Annotated in this window: 17 protein-coding genes; all 17 read left to right on the forward strand. The window is 64.9% G+C overall.

The window, feature by feature from the left end:
* The first annotated feature begins 6 nt into the window (after window positions 1-6).
* The gene (murF, locus tag JOE41_RS18820) at window positions 7-1,482 is read left to right on the forward strand and encodes a UDP-N-acetylmuramoyl-tripeptide--D-alanyl-D-alanine ligase (protein ID WP_011691426.1); all 1,476 of its coding nucleotides are present in this window, start codon (window positions 7-9) and stop codon (window positions 1,480-1,482) included.
* Window positions 1,479-2,588 carry a phospho-N-acetylmuramoyl-pentapeptide-transferase gene (gene mraY / locus JOE41_RS18825; protein WP_011691427.1) on the forward strand — a complete coding sequence of 370 codons (1,110 nt, stop codon included), beginning with the start codon at window positions 1,479-1,481 and terminating at the stop codon, window positions 2,586-2,588. The genes murF and mraY overlap by 4 nt, the downstream gene beginning before the upstream one ends.
* Entirely contained in the window at window positions 2,570-4,171 is a 1,602-nt protein-coding gene (gene murD, locus JOE41_RS18830) for a UDP-N-acetylmuramoyl-L-alanine--D-glutamate ligase (RefSeq protein ID WP_209753222.1), read from the forward strand. Before mraY ends, murD begins: the two co-directional genes overlap by 19 nt.
* 2 nt (window positions 4,172-4,173) lie before the next feature.
* Window positions 4,174-5,547 carry a putative lipid II flippase FtsW gene (ftsW, locus tag JOE41_RS18835; protein ID WP_209753223.1) on the forward strand — a complete coding sequence of 458 codons (1,374 nt, stop codon included), beginning with the start codon at window positions 4,174-4,176 and terminating at the stop codon, window positions 5,545-5,547.
* Window positions 5,548-5,553: 6 nt separating this feature from the next.
* Window positions 5,554-6,654 carry an undecaprenyldiphospho-muramoylpentapeptide beta-N-acetylglucosaminyltransferase gene (gene murG, locus JOE41_RS18840; protein ID WP_011691430.1) on the forward strand — a complete coding sequence of 367 codons (1,101 nt, stop codon included), beginning with the start codon at window positions 5,554-5,556 and terminating at the stop codon, window positions 6,652-6,654.
* Window positions 6,651-8,054 (forward strand): UDP-N-acetylmuramate--L-alanine ligase, encoded by a 1,404-nt coding sequence (gene murC / locus JOE41_RS18845; protein ID WP_209753224.1) that lies wholly within the window; start codon window positions 6,651-6,653, stop codon window positions 8,052-8,054. Before murG ends, murC begins: the two co-directional genes overlap by 4 nt.
* Window positions 8,047-8,949, forward strand: coding sequence for an FtsQ-type POTRA domain-containing protein (locus tag JOE41_RS18850; protein WP_209753225.1), 903 nt, complete (start codon window positions 8,047-8,049; stop codon window positions 8,947-8,949). Before murC ends, JOE41_RS18850 begins: the two co-directional genes overlap by 8 nt.
* A gap of 273 nt (window positions 8,950-9,222) precedes the next feature.
* Window positions 9,223-10,446, forward strand: coding sequence for a cell division protein FtsZ (ftsZ, locus tag JOE41_RS18855; protein ID WP_011691433.1), 1,224 nt, complete (start codon window positions 9,223-9,225; stop codon window positions 10,444-10,446).
* Window positions 10,447-10,491: 45 nt separating this feature from the next.
* A complete protein-coding gene (locus JOE41_RS18860) occupies window positions 10,492-11,199 on the forward strand; it encodes a polyphenol oxidase family protein (RefSeq protein WP_209753226.1) in 708 nt (235 codons plus the stop codon).
* Window positions 11,192-11,938: a YggS family pyridoxal phosphate-dependent enzyme gene (locus JOE41_RS18865; RefSeq protein ID WP_011691435.1), complete on the forward strand. Its 747-nt coding sequence runs from the start codon at window positions 11,192-11,194 to the stop codon at window positions 11,936-11,938. Before JOE41_RS18860 ends, JOE41_RS18865 begins: the two co-directional genes overlap by 8 nt.
* Window positions 11,939-12,026: 88 nt before the next feature.
* Window positions 12,027-12,563, forward strand: coding sequence for a cell division protein SepF (locus JOE41_RS18870; protein ID WP_011691436.1), 537 nt, complete (start codon window positions 12,027-12,029; stop codon window positions 12,561-12,563).
* A gap of 117 nt (window positions 12,564-12,680) precedes the next feature.
* The gene (locus JOE41_RS18875) at window positions 12,681-12,968 is read left to right on the forward strand and encodes a YggT family protein (RefSeq protein ID WP_011691437.1); all 288 of its coding nucleotides are present in this window, start codon (window positions 12,681-12,683) and stop codon (window positions 12,966-12,968) included.
* A gap of 174 nt (window positions 12,969-13,142) precedes the next feature.
* Window positions 13,143-13,838, forward strand: a complete 696-nt coding sequence (locus JOE41_RS18880; RefSeq protein ID WP_209753227.1) for a DivIVA domain-containing protein — start codon at window positions 13,143-13,145, stop codon at window positions 13,836-13,838.
* Between the two features lie 133 nt (window positions 13,839-13,971).
* Complete coding sequence (lspA, locus tag JOE41_RS18885) at window positions 13,972-14,538, forward strand: signal peptidase II (RefSeq protein WP_209745972.1); 567 nt, start codon at window positions 13,972-13,974, stop codon at window positions 14,536-14,538.
* Window positions 14,531-15,457 (forward strand): RluA family pseudouridine synthase, encoded by a 927-nt coding sequence (locus JOE41_RS18890; RefSeq protein ID WP_011691440.1) that lies wholly within the window; start codon window positions 14,531-14,533, stop codon window positions 15,455-15,457. Before lspA ends, JOE41_RS18890 begins: the two co-directional genes overlap by 8 nt.
* 35 nt (window positions 15,458-15,492) lie before the next feature.
* The gene (gene dnaE, locus JOE41_RS18895; protein ID WP_011691441.1) at window positions 15,493-19,050 is read left to right on the forward strand and encodes a DNA polymerase III subunit alpha; all 3,558 of its coding nucleotides are present in this window, start codon (window positions 15,493-15,495) and stop codon (window positions 19,048-19,050) included.
* A complete protein-coding gene (locus tag JOE41_RS18900) occupies window positions 19,051-19,770 on the forward strand; it encodes an SDR family NAD(P)-dependent oxidoreductase (RefSeq protein WP_209753228.1) in 720 nt (239 codons plus the stop codon).
* The last annotated feature ends 1 nt before the right edge of the window (window position 19,771 follow it).

The raw sequence follows: 19,771 nt of genomic DNA on the forward strand, positions 1-19,771 counted from the left end.
ACCGAGATGATTGCATTTACTGCGGCGGAAATTGCCGAAATTACAGACGGCCGCCTTGCCGCCGATCCGACCATCACGCCCTCGGCAGTGGTCACCGATTCCCGGGAAGCCACGGAGGGATCCCTCTATGTGGCCAAGCCCGGCGAAAGCGCTGACGGCCACGACTTCATCGGCGCAGCCTTTGAACGCGGCGCCGTCCTGGCCCTGGTGGAACGGGAAGGCCCCGACGGCGCCGGCGCGCCGTACCCCGCCATCGTGGTGAAGGACGCCGTCCTAGCCATGGGCGCACTGGCCGCCGAATCCGTTCGCCGTATCCGTGCCCGCCGCGCGGCTGAGGGTACGGAATTCACCGTCATCGGCATCACCGGTTCCGCCGGTAAGACCACCACCAAGGACCTCCTCGCCGGAATCCTTTCCGCCGAAGGCAACACCGTCTCACCCCAGGGCTCCTACAACGGCGAAGTGGGTGTACCGCTCACTGTCTTCCAGGCCGGGTTCGACACCCGCTACCTGGTGATCGAGATGGGCGCCACCGGGATCGGCCACATCCGCTATCTCGCGGACATGGTCCGGCCCTCCATCGGAGTGGTCCTGGGCATCGGAACCGCCCATGCCGGTGAATTCGGCGGCGTGGACAATATTGCCGTTGCCAAGGGCGAGCTGCTTGAAGCCCTTCCGGACAGCGGGACCGCTGTGATCAACCTCGACGACGGCCGTGTTGCCGCGATGACGAGCAGGACCACGGCGAACGTCCTGGGCTTTTCGGCACAGCCGGCTGACGACGTCCCGGGTGCCGCCCTGCGCGCCGTCCACGTCGAAACGAACCCGGCCGGAAATCCCGAGTTCGAACTTTTCTTCCCCGGCGAAGCCGAAGGGCACCAGGTACGCAGCCGCCTCATCGGTGCGCACCACGTGACCAACCTCCTGGCAGCGGCCGGAGCCGCCTACGCTGCCGGAGTCACAGGTGAGCGGATCGCGGCCTCCCTCAGCACGCAGACCGCGGCCAGCCGCTGGCGGATGGAACGCACCGAGCGGCCGGACGGCGTGACCATCATCAACGATGCTTACAACGCCAATCCGGAATCCATGCGCGCGGCTTTGCGGACGCTGGCGGACCTCGGCCGCGGACGCCGTACCTGGGCCGTTCTGGGCGCCATGCTGGAACTGGGCGACGAGTCCATTCGAGAGCACATGGCAGTCGGCACGCAGGTGGTGAGGCTCAACATTTCCCGCCTGGTGGTGGTTGGCCGGGAGGCCCGTTCACTCTACGTCTCCGCCGTCAACGAAGGCTCCTGGGGCGACGAGTGCGTCTTCACCGAGTCGGCTGACGAGGCCTACGACCTCCTCCAGCGCGAGCTGGAACCAGGCGATCTTGTCCTCTTCAAGTCCTCCAACAGTGTGGGGCTGAGGCATCTGGGTGATCGGATAGCATTACCCCCACAAGTCCGAGCAACCGCCAATGAAGGGAGCGAGTCGCTGTGATTGCACTGCTGATCGGCGCTGGCCTGGCCCTGCTGTTTGCATTGGTGGGAACCCCGCTGTTCATCCGTCTACTGGTGCGGAAGAGCTACGGCCAGTTCATCCGCGACGACGGTCCCACATCGCACCACACCAAGCGCGGCACCCCGACCATGGGCGGCACCGTGGTGGTCTTCGCGGTCCTTCTGAGCTATGCGCTGACCCACCTCATCATGTGGATGATGAATCCAAGGTCACCCGGGCCGTCGGCCTCCGCGCTCCTGCTCCTGTTCCTCATGGTGGGAATGGGCCTGGTGGGATTCCTGGACGACTTCATCAAGATTTCCAAGCAGCGCAGCCTTGGCCTGGACGCCAAAGCCAAACTGGTACTGCAGGGCGCCGTCGGCATCATTTTCGCGATCCTGGCCCTGAACTTTCCCAACGCCGACGGCGTCACCCCCGCATCCACCCAGATCTCCCTGGTGCGGGACATCCCGTGGCTGAACCTCGCTTTCGGCGGCACCGTCCTCGGTGCCATTCTGTTCGTGCTGTGGTCCAACCTGATCGTGACGGCTGCCACCAACGGCGTGAACCTCACCGACGGCCTGGACGGGCTCGCGGCCGGGGCCTCGGTGATGGTGTTTGGCGCCTACACGCTGATGGGCATCTGGCAGAGCAACCAGGCCTGCGGTTCGCCGCGGCAGACCGGCGGCGGCTGCTATTCAGTCCGGGACCCGCTGGACCTGGCACTGCTGGCGGCGATCTTGAGTGCGGCCCTGGTTGGCTTCCTGTGGTGGAACACCTCCCCGGCGAAAATCTTCATGGGCGACACCGGCTCGCTGGCCATCGGCGGGGCCGTCGCCGGCTTCGCCATCCTGTCCCGGACCGAGCTGCTGCTCGCCTTCATCGGCGGACTCTTCGTCCTCATCACCCTCTCTGTGATCATCCAGGTGGGCTACTTCAAGATCACGAAGGGCAAGCGATTCTTCAAGATGGCTCCGCTCCAGCACCATTTTGAACTCAAGGGCTGGGCGGAAGTCACCGTGGTGGTCCGGTTCTGGATCCTCGGCGGCCTCTTCGTCGCCGCGGGTCTGGGCATCTTCTACGCAGAATGGGTGGTCCTGCTGTGAGCAGCCCTATACCTTCGCCGCTGGCGACGTCTCCCCGGCTCGAGAACCTTGTGAGCTGGGACTCGGACTGGGCCGGCCTCAGGGTGGTCGTGACGGGAATCGGCGTGTCCGGCTTCGCCGCCGCAGACACCCTGATCGAACTCGGTGCCCGGGTGGTGGTGGTTGACGCCGCCACCAGTCCCACGGCGCGGGCCCAGGCGGACACCCTGAAGATCGTGGGTGCCGTGGATGTCCTCCTCGGCGAGGACGCCGTGCACTCGATGCCGAAAATTGACGGGCTGAAGCCGGACCTGATTGTGACCTCACCGGGATGGCGCCCGGACCAGGCCCTTCTCGCTGCGGCTGCCCGGACCCACATCCCGGTCTGGGGTGATGTGGAACTTGCCTGGCGCGTGCGCGAGCGGAAGGGCCGCAAGACCGCTGACTGGCTGACCATCACCGGAACGAACGGGAAGACCACCACGGTGGGCCTTACCGAATCCATGTTGCAGGCGGCCGGGCTCAAAGCCATTGCCGTCGGAAACGTGGGAACGCCCATCCTGGACGCCCTGCGCGACCCGGTTGAATACGACGTCCTTGCCGTAGAGCTTTCAAGCTTCCAGCTGCACTGGAGCCACTCCGTCTCCCCGGTCGCAAGTGTGTGCCTCAACGTTGCTGAGGACCACGTGGACTGGCACGGATCCTACGCCTCGTACCTGGCCGACAAGGCGAAGGTCTACGAGCACACGCAGAAGGCCTGCATCTACAACGCCGAGCAGATTGAAACCGAACGCATGGTGGAGAACGCGGACGTCGTGGAAGGCTGCCGCGCCGTCGGTTTCACCACGCTGACGCCGGCCATCAGCATGCTCGGTGTGGTCGAGGGCCTCCTGGTGGACCGTGCCTTCATCCCCGAGCGTAAAGACAGCGCTGCTGAGCTTGCCGCGATGGCGGACCTCGGCCCGGTGGCCCCCCGCCACATGGTCGCCAACGCCCTGGCGGCGGCGGCACTGGTACGGGCGTACGGCGTGGAACCGCAAGCGGTACGCCAGGGACTGAAGACTTACATTCCGGGAGAACACCGCATCCAGCTTGTAGCCCGGCACAACGATGTGCTGTGGATCAACGACTCCAAAGCCACGAACCCGCACGCGGCGGCTGCGTCGCTGTCCGCCTTCACCAACGTCATCTGGATCGCCGGCGGGCTCTCCAAAGGCGTGAGCTATGACGAACTCGTCCAGGAACAGGCGCCGCGGCTAAAGGCCGTAGTACTGATCGGAGCGGACACCACCGCGCTCTCGGACGCCCTCAAACGACACGCACCGGATGTCCCCGTGATCGGGCGCACGAAGGGCGACACTGAAAATGTGCAGTCTGCCGGGACGGGCGATGCCGGCACAGTGCCCTCGCCGATTTACGGGGAAACTGTGATGGCCCAGGCCGTCGCCGCAGCGGCACAGCTGGCTTCTCCGGGAGACACTGTGCTCATGGCCCCGGCGGCTGCTTCCATGGATCAGTTCTCTTCCTACGCTCACCGTGGCGACGCCTTCATTGAAGCTGTCCGCGGGCTCGTGGAAGGGCAGGCTCAGACCGGCGAGGAGTAACAATGGTCAGCACGCCCACCCGTGCCCCGGCTGCCAGGCAGCGGGGCGCAACCCCGCTCCCGCCGGCTTCGCGGACAGGAAACGCGGCAGGTTCGAAACCGCCATCGCCCAAGACCCAGGCCCGCGGAACCGGCCACGTGCCGCCGCTGGCCAGGCTTCGCGGCTGGCACCGGAGTTTCTGGGCGAAGCTGGAAGGGACCGGCAAGTCACGCAACGGTTCCACGTACTACCTGATCCTCGGGGCCACCCTCGCGCTCACGGCCATCGGCATCATGATGGTACTGTCCGCGTCCAGCGTCGAGGCGATCGCAGCGGGGGAGTCGCCGTACACGGCAGCACTCAAGCAGGGCATGTTCGCCGCCATCGGGGTCTTCCTGATGTTCGTCCTCTCGCGCGTCAACGTGGTCTGGCTCAAGCGCCTGGCCTGGCCGGGGATCGCCGGAGCCTACGTGCTCCTGGTCCTCGTTCTCCTGATCGGCACCAGTACCAACGGCAACCAGAACTGGATCGAATTCGGCGGCATCACCTTCCAGCCGTCAGAAGCGGCCAAGCTCGCCCTGGCACTCTGGATGGCCACCGTGCTGGCGGTCAAGTCAAAACTGCTCCACCGCTGGCAGCACGTGGTGGTTCCGGTCCTTCCTGCCGCCGCCGGCATTATCGGGCTGGTCCTGGCCGGCAATGACCTCGGTACAGGCATGATCATCATGATGATCATGGCCGCCGCACTGTTCTTTGCCGGGGTCCCGCTCTACATGTTCGGCATCGCGGCCCTGGTCGCCGTGGCCGGGGCCGGGTTCATGGCCGTGACGAGCTCCAACCGGATGTGCCGGATCACTTCGTGGTGGACCGGAAACTCCTGCGGCGAAGGCATTGACGCCAACTATCAGTCAACCAACGGCCTGTACGGGCTCGCCTCCGGCGGTTGGCTGGGGGTCGGGCTGGGCCAAAGCCGGCAAAAGTACAGCTGGATCCCGGAAGCCCACAACGACTTCATCTTCGCGATCATCGGCGAGGAACTTGGCCTGGTGGGCACCGTCGTCGTGCTTATCCTCTTTGCCATCCTGGGTGCTGCGATCTACCGGGTGGTGGTGGCGCAGGAGGACCTCTTCCACCGCGTCCTTGCAGGGACCATCATGGTGTGGCTGCTCGGCCAGGCCACGGTCAATATGTCCGTGGTCACCGGACTCGTTCCCGTCATCGGCGTGCCGCTGCCGTTCATTTCCTATGGCGGCTCGGCCTTGCTGATGTCGCTGTGTGCCGTCGGCGTAGTGTTGTCGTTGGCCCGGGAACAGATGGCGCCAAGCGTGCAGCCCAAGCGGCTGCTCAAGTTCCGCACCAAGGGCGGCCGCCCGCACCCCACACGAAAGCGTAAATAGCACTTAATGAATGCCGAGTCTTTGTCAGTAGTCCTTGCCGGCGGCGGAACGGCCGGGCACATCAGTCCGCTGCTGGCCATCGCGGCCGCGTTGCGGGACGTGCGTCCGGACGTTCGCCTCCTGGCTGTGGGAACGCCCAGCGGAATGGAGACCAGGCTGGTCCCCGCAGCCGGCCTCGAGCTGGCCACCATCAGCCGCGTGCCCTTTCCCCGCAGGCCGTCGCTGGATCTCCTGCGGCTGCCGGGACGGCTGGCCGGCGCTGTTAAGCAGGCCGGAAGGATCCTCGACGACGCTCACGCGGACGTCCTCGTGGGCGTCGGCGGTTACGTCTGTACCCCGCTGTACCTCGCCGCCCGGCGCCGGAAAATTCCGATTGTCATTCACGAAGCCAACACCCGGGCCGGACTGGCCAACAAAGTGGGTGCCCGCTTCAGCCACCACGTCGGCGTCGCGTTTGCCGGCACGAAGCTGCGCGGGGCCCGTCACGTCGGCATGCCGATGCGACGGGAAGTCTCCGGGCTGGATCGCGCTGCTTCCCGGCATGCCGCACGTGAGCTGCTGGGGCTGGACCAGCACAAGCCCGCGCTCATTGTCACCGGCGGCTCATCCGGGGCGCAGAGCATCAACAGGACCATTGCGGCGTCCCTGGATGCACTGGCCAAGGCCGGGATCCAGACCCTGCACATCACCGGGAAGGGCAAGTCGGTCCTTGACGGCGAAGGCAAACCCCTCGCCGCAGACGGCTACCGCCAGGTCGAGTATGTCGACGGGATGGAGAACGTCTATGCGGCCGCCGACCTGCTGCTGGGCCGTGCAGGAGCGGCCACCGTCTGCGAAACCGCTGCTGTGGGCATCCCGGCCGTGTTCGTTCCGCTCCCGATCGGCAACGGCGAACAGGCGCTCAACGCCGCCGGTCCGGTGCAAGCGGGAGGCGCCCTGGTGGTTGACGACGAATCGTTCACGCCCGAATGGGTCAGCCGGGAAATCATCCCGCTGCTCTCAGACCCTGCCCGGCTGGCGAAAATGGCGGCGAGTTCTGAAGCCCTCGGTATCCGAAACGCAGATCGCCGTATGGCTGATCTGGTCCTGGAAGCGGTAAGCAAATGACCATGTCCACAGCACGCACGGCCGTGCGGAGCCTGGAATCCCTTGGCCGCGTGCATTTCATCGGCATTGGCGGCGTGGGCATGTCCGCCGTGGCCCGGATCATGGTGGCCCGCGGTGTCCCGGTGACAGGCTCCGATGCCAAAGACCTTCCGGTCATGGCAGACCTCGCTGCGGCCGGCGCAGGCATCCACGTGGGCTATTCCGCGGGCAACCTGGGCGCGGCCGAGGCCGTGGTGGCCGGCTCCGCCATCCGCGCGGACAATCCGGAACTCCAGGCCGCACGTGCCGCCGGGCTGCCCGTATTGCACCGCTCGGAGGCACTGGCGGCGGCTATGGCGGGTGACCGCGTGGTTACGGTGGCCGGCACCCACGGGAAGTCCACCACGACGTCCATGGTCACGGTGTTGCTGCAGGGTGCCGGCCTGGATCCCACTTTTGCGATCGGGGCCAACGTCCCTTCCCTGGGGGTTAACGCCGCCAGCGGCACTTCGGACATCTTTGTTGCCGAGGCCGACGAGTCCGACGGGTCATTCCTCAACTACCGACCCCACATTGCGGTTGTCACCAACGTGGAACCCGACCACCTTGACTACTACGGCACCGCCGAAGCCGTCTACGAGTCGTTCGACCGCTTCACGGAATTGCTCCCGGCCGACGGCGTCCTGGTGGCCTGCGCCGACGATCCCGGTGCCCGCGCGCTTGCGGAGCGGACCAGGACACGGGGCAACACCAGGGTGGTTACCTACGGCACCGCTGAAGACGCGCAGCTGCGGCTGCACGACGGCGGCCCGGGAGACGTGTGGGTGTCCACCGGCGCGGGAAGGTTTGCACTGGACCTCCAGGTGCCAGGGCGCCACAACGCGCTCAACGCTGCAGCCGCGTTTGCCGTGGCCCTGGAACTTGGCGTCGCACCCGACGCGGCCTCGGGGGCCCTGGCCCATTTCTCCGGCGCATCACGCCGCTTCGAGTTCAAGGGAGAAGGCAGGGGAGTGCGGGTCTACGACGACTACGCCCACCACCCGACGGAAGTCCGGGCAGCGCTGGCCGCGGCACGTTCCGTAGCGGGGGACCACAAGGTGCACGTGCTTTTCCAGCCGCACCTGTTTTCCCGCACCAGGGAGTTTGCAGCCGATTTTGCCGAGGCGCTCAACGCCGCGGACACCGCCCTGGTCCTGGACATCTATCCGGCCCGGGAAGATCCCATCCCGGGGGTCAGCAGCAAGCTGATCGGTGACCGGCTTTCCGCGGGCGGCCGGCTGGTGGCCGCAGAAGACGCCGTCCGGGCCGTCGTGGCCAACGCAGCCGCCGGCGATATTGTGCTCACGGCCGGAGCGGGCGACGTCACGGCCTACGGTCCGCTGATTGTGGAGGCACTGCTGGCGGAGGCGCCGGGTGGCTAGCACGCGCCGGCCCACCTACAAGACCGGCTCGCCTGGCACCCAGGGAAAGTCCGCCCAGGAAAAGTCCCACCAGGGAAAGTCCGACCAGGGAGGCGGACGCGCGGACGTAATATCGGCCTCCAAGGCCGCACCCGCGGCCGCGGCCGCGGGAGCATCCCGTCCCTCCGCCACCGATAACGTGCTGTCCTTCCCGGAGCCCAAGGGCAGGCGGATCCGGCGCAACATCATCCTGGCTGCGTGCATTGTTGCCGCGCTGGTGGCCGGACTGCTGGCAGCAGCCGTCTACTCGCCGTTGTTCGCCATCCAGACGGTCTCGGTGGACGGCACCAAAATGCTGACTCCCGGCCAGGTCCAGGAGATGCTGAAGCCGTTGCATGGCAAACCCCTGCCGCAGGTGGATGACGACGAGGTGAAGCAACTGCTGCAGCCCCTTGTCCAGGTCAAGGACGTGACCACGGAGGCGCGGCCGCCGTCGGTACTGGTGGTGCACATCCATGAGCGCACACCAGTCGCCCTGGTGAAGCAGGGAGAAGTGTTCCAGCTGGTCGACGTCGACGGGGTGCAGCTCGGCACGACCCAGGACCCGGGCAGCATCCAGCTGCCGGTGATCGACGGCGGAGCCGGAGTGATCGGCAAGGACCTTTTCAAGGCCATCACGGGCGTGCTGGCCGCGTTGCCCGCCGACGTACTCGCCAGGTTGTCCGATGCCTCGGCGAAGTCGGTTGACGCCGTCGAACTCAAACTAGTGGACGGCCAGACCATTGTCTGGGGAAATGCGGGGGAGAAGGAGCTCAAAGCCAAGGTGCTCGCTGCCCTGCTGAAGGCGCCCGCGGACCCCAAAAACCCCGTCCAGGTCTACGATGTCAGCGTGCCACGGCATCCCGTGACACGATAGTGGGCGAGCCCCCGGGGACAACCCCGGGACGAACATTCAGCCGCGCTGGGGAATCAGCGGACCGGCGGTGTGGTCAGAGGCGATTTCCGCTCTATTTCGCGGGTATTCCTACGACACGCGGAGCAGGTCATTGAATGTCTCAGGCATAGGAAATAGCGTCACAGCATGAGTTACTTGACATAACTATAACCCTCAAGTCGAAGGTTAAGGTTAAAAGCTTCAAGCAGGACTCCATCAGTTTTCGCAATAGGACACGAACAAGGGACACGTAACGTGGCAGCTCCGCAGAATTACTTGGCCGTCATCAAGGTCGTCGGCATCGGCGGCGGTGGCGTGAACGCAGTCAACCGCATGATCGAAGTCGGTCTCCGCGGTGTCGAATTCATCGCAATTAACACCGATGCCCAGGCTCTGCTCATGAGCGACGCCGACGTCAAACTTGACGTAGGCCGCGAGCTGACGCGTGGTCTCGGGGCCGGCGCAAACCCGGAGGTCGGCAAGCAGGCGGCCGAAGACCACGCCGACGAGATCGAAGAGGTCATCCGCGGCGCGGACATGGTCTTCGTGACGGCCGGCGAGGGCGGCGGCACCGGTACTGGCGGCGCCCCCGTGGTGGCCCGCATTGCACGCTCGCTCGGCGCCCTCACCATCGGCGTTGTCACACGCCCGTTCACCTTCGAAGGCCGCCGTCGTGCAGGTTCCGCCGAGGCGGGCATCGACGCCCTCCGCGACGAAGTCGACACCCTGATCGTGATCCCCAATGACCGCCTCCTGTCCATCAGCGACCGCAATGTATCCGTCCTGGACGCTTTCCGCTCTGCCGACCAGGTCCTGCTGTCCGGTGTCCAGGGCATCACCGACCTCATCACCACGCCGGGCCTGATCAACCTTGACTTCGCGGACGTCAAGTCGGTGATGCAGGGTGCAGGCTCCGCCCTCATGGGCATCGGTTCGGCCCGGGGCGAGGACCGCGCCGTCAAGGCCGCGGAACTCGCCATCGCCTCCCCCCTCCTGGAAGCATCGATCGACGGCGCCCACGGTGTCCTGCTGTCCATCCAGGGCGGCTCGGACCTCGGGCTCTTCGAGATCAACGAGGCGGCCCGCCTGGTTCAGGAAGTTGCCCACCCGGAGGCCAACATCATCTTCGGTGCCGTCATCGACGACGCCCTCGGCGACGAGGCCCGGGTGACAGTGATCGCAGCAGGCTTTGACGACGTCAAGGCCACCTCGCCCTCGATGGACCAGTCCCAGCCGCAGGCCGCTCCCCAGCGCCCGGCCGCGCCTACCTCGGCTCCCGCGCCCGCCCAGGCGCCGGCACAGCACGTCCAGCCGGTCCACGCCGGGATCGGTGCTTCCGGCCTGAGTAACTGGGGCCAGCAGCGCCCCTCGGCCGTCCCCGCCGACTCGGGATTCGACGTCGACCTTCCGTCTGTTGTGGAGCCGGACCTTTCCGGCAGCCGCTCGGACGACCTGGACGTTCCCGACTTCCTGAAGTAGGACTTGCGGGACGTCTTGTCAGCTCGTCAGTTAGCGGTGTTTTGATTGTTTTGGTGGCGAACCGAAGTCCGGCCCGGCGTTTGGGTTGCATTCACTGACGCCGGGGCCGGCAACCTCGCCCTCCACGTGGGAGACGATCCGGCCGAAGTCCTTCGCCGGAGAGGCTTCCTGGAGGCCGAAGCGGGCCTCCCCGCAGGCAGCTTCCAGTACATGAACCAGGTTCATGGCAATGCAGTGGCCTATGTCGGTGATGCGGCGGACAGCTCCGCACCCGGCGGTCCCACTGCGGACGGGATGGTGTCCTCCGGGCGCCCGCTCGCGGTCATGGTGGCGGACTGTGTCCCGGTGGTCCTCGCAGGCTCGGCGCCGGGGGGAAAGCCGATCCTGGCCGTTGCACACGCGGGCCGCCCGGGTGTGGCCAGCGGCGTCATCCCGGCAACCGTGGCGCGCATGCGCGCTGAGGGAGCGAAGGACATCCACGCCTGGATCGGTCCCTCCATCTGCGGATCCTGCTACGAAGTGCCGGAGGGCATGCGGGCTGACGTAGCCGCAGCCGTACCGGCCACCTGGTCAACAACATCCTGGGGCACCCCCGGGCTTGACCTTCCGGCCGGTGCGCGCAGCCAGCTTGAAGCCCAAGGGGTCACCGTGGACTATTCCGGACCCTGCACCCTCGAAAACGAAGAATTGTTCTCCTACCGCGGAAACCCGGACACGGGTCGGTTCGCGGGGTTGGTGTGGATCAGTGAGTGAGCCCCTTGACGTGACGGCCGCGGATGACCCCCGCCTGATCGACATCGGGTCACGGCTTGCTGCAGTCCGGCGCAGGATCACGGCCGCCACGGAAGCTGCAGGCCGTCCGGACAACCCGCCGGAGCTGATCGTGGTGACCAAGTTCCACCCCGCCGCAGATGTGCGCAGGCTGGCAGCACTGGGTGTGACCGATGTGGGGGAGAACCGCGACCAGGAGGCTTCGGAGAAGGCCGCCAGCCTTAGTGATCTCAGGCTCCGGTGGCACTTCGTGGGTCAGTTGCAGAGCAACAAGGCGAAGTCTGTGGTCCGGTACGCCCACGCCATCCATTCAGTGGACCGACCGCAACTGGCAGCAGCCCTGGCCAAGTCCATTGCCGCGGAGCAGGAGCGGACAGGCAGGGCACCGCTTGAGTGCTTTATCCAAGTAAGCCTGGACGAGGACGCCGGAAGCCATCGGGGTGGCGCAAGCCGGCTGGAGGTTGCCCCGCTGGCGGATCAGTTGGCAGGATCGCCGGGGCTTGTCCTCGCCGGCGTCATGGCGGTCGCTCCGCTGGGTTCGGATCCTGATGCGGCCTTCGGCAAGCTGGCGGAAATATCGGCGCAGCTGCTCCGCGAGCACCCGTCGGCTAAGGGGATATCCGCCGGCATGAGCCAGGATCTGGAATCCGCCATCAGGGCGGGTGCGACACACCTGAGAATAGGGTCGGATATATTGGGTTCGCGTCCTGCGTTGCGGTAGCGTCAAAGTATTGGAAGAGAATGGCGGGGATTCCAATGCTGTCAAGTCAACTCAGCGGCCCGCTTACGGACACGATTAGGAGTCGACCATGGCTGGCGCTCTGCGCAAGACAATGATCTATCTTGGGCTCGCCGATGGCGATGAACACTACGAGTCTGAGCACCACACACCGCACAAGGACGAGGACGATTCAATGGAGCATGACCGCGAGGAACGCCGGGCACCGGCGCCCGTCCGCGAGATCGCCCGTGAAACTCCGACTCCACACGCCGCCGAAGAGGAATATCGCGCACCTGTGACACCTATCAAGCGCGCGGCCTCGAGCCGCGAAGAGACCACCGGACTTCGTCAGATCACTACGATCCACCCGCGGTCCTACAACGACGCCAAACTGATCGGCGAAAGCTTCCGTGATGGCATCCCCGTCATTATGAACGTCACGGACATGGGCGAGGCCGATGCCAAGCGCCTGGTCGATTTCTCGGCAGGGCTGGTGTTTGGCCTCCGCGGCAGCATCGAGCGGGTGACCAACAAGGTGTTCCTTCTCTCGCCGTCGTACGTTGAGGTCATCGGCGACGACAAGAAGGTCAGCGAGACGCAGGCCAGCTTCTTCAACCAGAGCTAGCAGCGGGCGTGTATGGATGCCAGGCAGGCGACCTGTCTGGCATCTGTGCTGAAATAGATAAGAACGGCAACAGGACACTGGGGTATCCGGAATGAACATGGAGATATGAGTTAACTCATGGGAATTGTTTTCGGACTTATCTATATCGCTTTATTATTCGTGTTTGTGGCATTGATCATCCGTTTGGTCTACGACTGGGTACAGATGTTTGCCCGGGAGTGGAGGCCAAGAGGCGCTGCACTGGTGGCGGCCCACACTGTCTACTCGGTCACAGACCCGCCGCTGAAGGTGCTGAGGCGCCTCATTCCGCCCTTGCGGTTGGGCGGGATTTCGCTGGATCTCGGCTTTTTGCTGTTGTTCATCGCTATCAGCGTGGCTATGGCAATCGTGAAGAATCTCGCGTAATTTTCATTACAGCTTGCGGCGCACTGACAGGGCGGGAAACCGCCGTCCACGGCATCGCGTAGAATCTCCGGTTTGACACCTCAGTGTTGAATTAGAGGAACCAGACCATATTTAGGTACCGTAGTTTTGACGGCCGGAAGGCCTACTGACTAACTAGACCAACGAGGTGACCAGATGGCTTTGACGCCAGAAGACGTTGTCAACAAGCGCTTTCAGCCGACCAAGTTCCGCGAAGGCTACGACCAGGACGAAGTTGACGACTTCCTGGACGAAATCGTCGTCGAACTGCGCCGCCTGAACCAAGAGAACGACGAGCTTCGCAAGAAGCTTGCCGAGAGCGGCTCAGGCACGCCCGCCAGCTCCGCAGCAGCGGCGCCGGTGGTGGAGAAGGTTCCCGCCCCGGTCAAGGCTGAAAAGGACGAGTCCCGGGCCAAGGCGGAAGCCGAGGCCAAGGCCGCCGAAGCCAAGAAGAAGGCTCCCGAGCCGGCAACGGCACTCGCTCCGGTTCCCGCGGCTGCCCCCGCCGCGGTAAACCCGACGGCGGAATCCGCCGCCGGCCTGCTGGCCATGGCGCAGCAGATGCACGACAAGCACGTCGCCGACGGCCAGCAGCAGAAGGACAAGATCATCGCCGAGGCGCAGATCGAAGCCAGCAGCCTGGTCAACGACGCGCAGGAGAAGTCCCGCAAGATCCTCGGTGCCCTGGAGCAGCAGCGGTCCGTCCTGGAACGCAAGGTGGAGCAGCTGCGCGGTTTCGAGCGCGACTACCGTTCACGCCTGAAGGCCTACATCGAAGGCCAGCTCCGCGACCTGGACGCCCGCGGTTCCGTGGCTGCGCCCGAGGTTAGCGACGGCAGCCCCGCCGTTTAGCAAGTATTCTGAAAGCCGGTGGCTGAGGACTCCTCGGCCGCCGGCTTTTGCCATTAACCGCCACCCGTGTGACACATGGCGGGCACCAGCAACTTCCTTCCTGTCCCGGGACCGGCTCTTGAATGAAAGCTCTATGACTGACGAAACAGCACCTGCCGCAGCGCAGCCAGCAACGACTCATGCCCGGCCGCGTAAGGCGTTCCTGCTGGCGCTCTTCGCCGGCTTCGCTGTTTTCGCCTACGTCTTCGACCAGCTCACCAAGCTGTGGGTGACCAGCACCATGGTGGAGGGGGAGCGTATTCCCGTGCTGCCCCCGTTGCTGCACTGGTATTACATCCGCAACTCCGGAGCCGCTTTTTCCATTGGCGAGAACGTGACGTGGGTGTTCACCATCATCATGGCGGCCGTGTCGATTGCCATTCTCCTGCAGCTGCGCAAGCTCGGTTCGGCGTGGTGGGCACTGGCTTTGGGCCTGCTTCTTGGCGGTGCCTTGGGGAACCTCACTGACCGACTGTTCCGGGAACCGTCGTTCGCCATGGGCCACGTGGTGGACTTTATCCAGCTGCCGAATTTCGCCATTTTCAATATCGCCGATTCCGCTGTTGTCTCCGCCGTCGTGATCATCTGCCTGCTGACCTTGCGGGGTATATCCCTTGACGGTTCACGGCTCCAGAAACCGGCGGAGGGCCAGGATGCCTGAGAAACTTACCGTTCCCGAGGAACTTGCCGGCACGCGCGTCGATGCGGGCCTTGCCAGGCTGATGGGGATATCCCGCTCGCAGGCGGCAACGCTGATCGCCGAGGGCAACGTCAGCTCCGGAGGAAAGGCCGTGGGCAAGTCCCTGAAGCTGGCCTCCGGCACTGTGCTGGAGGTCGTTGTCCCTGAACGGCGGGACCCCCTGGAAATCGTGGAGGAAGTTGTGGAAGGCCTGAAAATACTGCTGGACGACGAGGACTTCGTGGTCATCGACAAGCCAGTGGGTGTGGCCGCGCACCCGTCCCCCGGATGGGTGGGACCCACTGTGGTGGGTGGCCTCGCCGGGCTGGGCTACCGGATCTCGACGTCGGGCGCCCCCGAACGTGCGGGCATTGTGCACCGCCTCGACGTCGGCACCTCCGGCGCCATGGTGGTCGCCAAATCGGAACGCGCCTATACAGCGCTCAAGCGTGCCTTCAAGGAGCGCACGGTGGACAAGGTGTACCACGCAGTGGTCCAGGGGCTGCCTGATCCCCTCGCGGGCACGATCGACGCGCCGATCGGCCGCCACCCGGGCCATGACTGGCGCTTCGCAGTTATCGAAGACGGCCGCGAATCCGTCACCCACTACGAAGTCCTCGAGGCCTTCGGCAAGGCCTCCCTCGTTGAGGTGCACCTTGAAACCGGCCGGACCCACCAGATCCGTGTCCACTTCTCCGCCCTGCGCCACCCCTGCGCGGGCGACCTGACGTACGGGGCAGATCCGCGGCTGGCCGCGACCCTCGGCCTGACCCGTCAGTGGCTCCACGCCCGGCAGCTTGGGTTTGACAGCCCCAGGACGGGTGAGCGCGTGACGGTGACGAGCGATTACCCGCAGGATCTTGCATACGCACTCGAAGTTCTGGCCTCCGGGGAAGCCTGAGCAGAACTGTCGGTGCCCGGCACTAGAATGGTCCGGTGACTTCCAGCAATGACTCGTTCGTCCACCTGCACACCCATACCGAATACTCCATGCTGGATGGGGCGGCCCGCCTGGGGGAGTTGTTCGACGAAACCGAACGCCTGGGGATGCCCGCCCTGGCCACAACGGACCATGGCTATCTTTTTGGCGCCTTCGATTTCTGGCGCAAGGCCACTGACAAGGGCATCAAGCCGATCATCGGCGTCGAAGCCTATGTGACTCCCGGCACCGCCCGCGGTGACAAGAGCCGCGTGCGGTGGGGCGAGGAAAGCCAGCGCAAGGACGACGTCTCCGGCGGTGGTTCCTATACGCACATGACCCTGCTGAGCTACAACAACGTGGGCATGCGGAACCTGTTCCGGGCCTCGTCGATCGCGTCGCTGGACTCGGTCTTCGGCAAATGGCCGCGGCTGGACCGTGAGTTGCTGAACACGTACTCGGAAGGGCTCATCGCCACCACCGGCTGCCCGTCGGGAGAGGTCCAGACCCGGCTTCGGCTGGGACAGTACCGCGAAGCGCTCGAGGCGGCGGCGGAGTTCCGCGACATTTTCGGGGCCGAGAACTACTTCTGCGAGCTGATGGACCACGGCCTGGACATCGAGCGGCGGGTCACCGGCGACCTGCTGCGCCTGGCCAAGGACCTGAACCTTCCGCTGGTGGCCACCAACGACCTGCACTACACGCACGAGCACGATGCGAAGGCGCACGAGGCGCTGCTGGCCATCCAGTCCGGTTCCACACTCCTGGAGCCCACCTACGACAACGGCGGCTCGCGCTTCGCCTTCTCCGGCAGCGGCTACTACTTGAAGTCGCCACAGGAAATGCGTGAACTGTTCCGCGACCACCCCGAGGCCTGCGACAACACGCTTCTGATCGCCGAACGCTGTGAAGTCTCCTTCAACACCGGCGCCAACTACATGCCGCGGTTCCCGTGCCCCGAGGGTGAGGACGAGACGTCCTGGCTCGTCAAGGAAGTCGACAAGGGACTCCATTACCGCTATCCCCAGGGAATCCCGGACAAGGTCCGCAAGCAGGCCGACTATGAGCTGGAAGTCATCACTTCCATGGGCTTCCCGGGCTACTTCCTCGTGGTGGCCGATTTCATCAACTGGGCCAAGAACAACGGCATCCGGGTGGGTCCCGGACGTGGCTCGGGTGCAGGCTCCATGGTTGCGTACGCCATGCGCATCACCGACCTGGATCCGCTCCACCACGGCCTGATCTTCGAACGCTTCCTCAACCCGGACCGCGTCTCGATGCCTGACTTCGACGTCGACTTCGATGACCGGCGCCGCTCCGAAGTCATTGACTACGTCACGCGCAAGTACGGCGACGAGCGCGTCGCCATGATCGTCACCTATGGAACCATCAAGACCAAGCAGGCCCTGAAGGACTCCTCGCGCGTGCTGGGTTACCCATTCAGCATGGGCGAAACGCTCACCAAGGCGCTGCCGCCGGCCGTGATGGCGAAGGACATTCCGCTGGCCGACATCCAGAACAAGGAAGCCAAGCGCTACAGCGAAGCCGGCGACTTCCGCCAGCTGATCAGCACCGACCCGGAGGCCGCCAAAGTCTTCGAAACGGCCCTGGGCATCGAGGGCCTGAAACGGCAGTGGGGCGTGCACGCCGCCGGTGTGATCATGTCCTCGGACCCCATCATCGACGTCATTCCCATCATGCGCCGCTTCCAGGACGGCCAGGTCATCACCCAGTTCGACTATCCGACGTCCGAAGGACTCGGCCTGATCAAGATGGACTTCCTGGGCCTTCGAAACCTGACGATCATTTCGGATGCCCTGGAAAACATCAAGATGAACCGGGGCATCGATCTCGACCTCGAAACCCTGGAGCTTGACGACACCGCCTCCTACGAGCTGCTGGCCCGGGGCGACACCCTGGGGGTGTTCCAGCTCGACGGCGGGCCCATGCGTTCGCTCCTCAAGCTGATGAAGCCGGACAACTTCGAAGACATCTCCGCGGTGTTGGCCCTGTACCGTCCAGGGCCCATGGGTGCGAACGCTCACACCGACTACGCGCTGCGCAAGAACAAGATCCAGGAAGTCATCCCGATCCACCCGGAGCTCGAGGAGCCGCTTTCCGAAATCCTGGGCGGCACGTACGGGCTGATCGTGTACCAGGAGCAGGTTATGGCGGTGGCGCAGAAGCTGGCCGGCTACACCCTCGGCCAGGCCGACATTCTGCGCCGCGCCATGGGCAAGAAGAAGAAATCCGAGCTGGACAAGCAGTTTGCCGGCTTCTCCCAGGGCATGCAGGACAACGGCTATTCCATGGCCGCGGTCAAGACCCTGTGGGACATCCTCCTCCCGTTCTCCGACTACGCCTTCAACAAGGCGCACTCGGCCGCTTACGGCGTGATCTCTTACTGGACCGCATACCTGAAAGCGCACTACGCGCCGGAGTACATGGCCGCATTGCTGACCTCCGTGGGCGACGACAAGGACAAGTCGGCGATCTACCTCAACGAATGCCGCCGTATGGGCATCACGGTGTTGCCGCCCGACGTAAATGAGTCCGCCCTTAACTTCACCCCTGTGGGCAACGACATCCGCTTCGGCATGGGCGCCATCCGCAACGTCGGCGTTAACGCCGTGGAAGCCATGGTGGCGGCGCGCGAAAAGGAAGGCGCCTACACGTCCTTCAAGGACTACCTCATGAAGGTCCCCGCAGTGGTGTGCAACAAGCGCACCATTGAATCCCTGATCAAGGCGGGCGCGTTCGACTCCCTGAACCACCACCGGCGCGCGCTGGCCATGATCCATGAAGAAGCCATCGACTCCGTGATCACGCTCAAGCGCAACGAGGCGATCGGTCAGTTCGACCTCTTCGCCGGTTTCGACGAAGCCGAATCCGAGGCGTCCCTGAGCATCGAAATCCCGGACCTTCCCGAATGGGAGAAAAAGGACAAGCTCTCCTTCGAACGGGACATGCTGGGCCTCTACGTCTCGGACCACCCGCTGCAGGGCCTCGAAGGATTGCTAAGCCAGCACGCCGACCAGTCCATCACCTCGATCATCGCGGAGGACGGCCCGCACGACGGCGCCATCATCACCATTGCAGGCATGATCACCTCGCTGAGCAGGCGGATCGCGAAGGCCAGCGGCAACGCCTATGCCCGGGCGGAGATCGAAGACCTGGGCGGCTCAATTGAGGTCATGTTCTTCGGCCAGGTGTATGGTCCGATCGCCTCCGTGCTGGCCGAAGACCTTGTCGTCGTGGTCAAGGGCCGGCTGCAGCGCCGCGACGACGGCGCCGTCGCGCTGAACTGCATGGAGCTGTCCGTCCCGGACCTCAGCGAGGGCCTGAACGGGCCCCTGGTGATCACCATGCAGACGCACAAGGCCACCGAGGCCGTGGTGACCGAGCTTGGTGACGTGCTGAGGACCCACCGCGGCAACTCGGAAGTCAGGCTGCACCTGCAGGGCGACACCCGGGTGGAAGTGATGGCTCTTCCGGTCCATCTGCGCGTCAACCCGAGTCCGTCACTCTTTGGCGACCTGAAGGTGCTCCTCGGACCGACCTGCCTGGACAGTTAGGTGCCCGGACCTCTGGCGGCGGCGGGCACGGCGGTGATCTCGGGGGCCGGCCGGGGCTTCGGCGCAGCGCTGGCCACCGTTCTGGCAGCTGAACAGTGGACGGTGTATGGCATCGTCCGTCCGGGATCCGCGCCAGCAACCGGGGCCAGCGGCCGCGTGAGGTACCTGGAATGGGATATCGCCCGTTCCTGCCCGGAGGACGTGTCCAGGGTCCTGGCAGATGCCTGCATCGACGTCGTGGTCAATAATGCGGCGGTTGGCAGCAGCCAGAAGACGCTGTCTTCAGTTGATTCAGGCTCCCTCGCGCAGCTCCTGGACAACAACGTCGCAGGCGCCGTCCGGGTGACCCAGGTGTCCCTCGCCGGACTGCTCCGGCCGGGTCCGGGCAGTCGCAGGCCACTGGTGGTCAACGTGTCATCCAGGTTGGGTTCGGCAGCACTGCAGGCGGAGGGCGCGTTTGCCGGTTTCGGGACGAGTTATGGCTACCGCCTCAGCAAAGCTGCCCTCAACATGCTGACCCTGAGCCTTCACGAAGAGTTTGGCGCGGAACTCGACGCATGGTCCGTGCATCCCGGCGGACTGAAGACGGGAATGGGACGGGCCGGCGCGTCGAAGGAGCCCGCGACGGCGGCCAGGGAGCTCCTGCACGAGTTCACCGAACGCCGCGGCGGCAGTCCCCGGTTCTTCGAACTGGGATCGTCCGCGTCCCTGCCCTGGTAGG

This window comes from Arthrobacter sp. PvP103 (assembly GCF_017833075.1).
GTDB lineage: Bacteria > Actinomycetota > Actinomycetes > Actinomycetales > Micrococcaceae > Arthrobacter.

Excerpts from the sequence above, each read along its gene's own strand:
- murF (WP_011691426.1), top strand. The coding sequence starts at position 7 with ATGATTGCATTTACTGCGGCGGAAATTGCCGAAATTACAGACGGCCGC.
- murD (WP_209753222.1), top strand. The coding sequence starts at position 2,570 with ATGGGTGGTCCTGCTGTGAGCAGCCCTATACCTTCGCCGCTGGCGACG.
- ftsW (WP_209753223.1), top strand. The coding sequence starts at position 4,174 with ATGGTCAGCACGCCCACCCGTGCCCCGGCTGCCAGGCAGCGGGGCGCA.
- murG (WP_011691430.1), top strand. The coding sequence starts at position 5,554 with ATGAATGCCGAGTCTTTGTCAGTAGTCCTTGCCGGCGGCGGAACGGCC.
- murC (WP_209753224.1), top strand. The coding sequence starts at position 6,651 with ATGACCATGTCCACAGCACGCACGGCCGTGCGGAGCCTGGAATCCCTT.
- JOE41_RS18870 (WP_011691436.1), top strand. The coding sequence starts at position 12,027 with ATGGCTGGCGCTCTGCGCAAGACAATGATCTATCTTGGGCTCGCCGAT.
- JOE41_RS18875 (WP_011691437.1), top strand. The coding sequence starts at position 12,681 with ATGGGAATTGTTTTCGGACTTATCTATATCGCTTTATTATTCGTGTTT.
- JOE41_RS18880 (WP_209753227.1), top strand. The coding sequence starts at position 13,143 with ATGGCTTTGACGCCAGAAGACGTTGTCAACAAGCGCTTTCAGCCGACC.
- lspA (WP_209745972.1), top strand. The coding sequence starts at position 13,972 with ATGACTGACGAAACAGCACCTGCCGCAGCGCAGCCAGCAACGACTCAT.
- JOE41_RS18890 (WP_011691440.1), top strand. The coding sequence starts at position 14,531 with ATGCCTGAGAAACTTACCGTTCCCGAGGAACTTGCCGGCACGCGCGTC.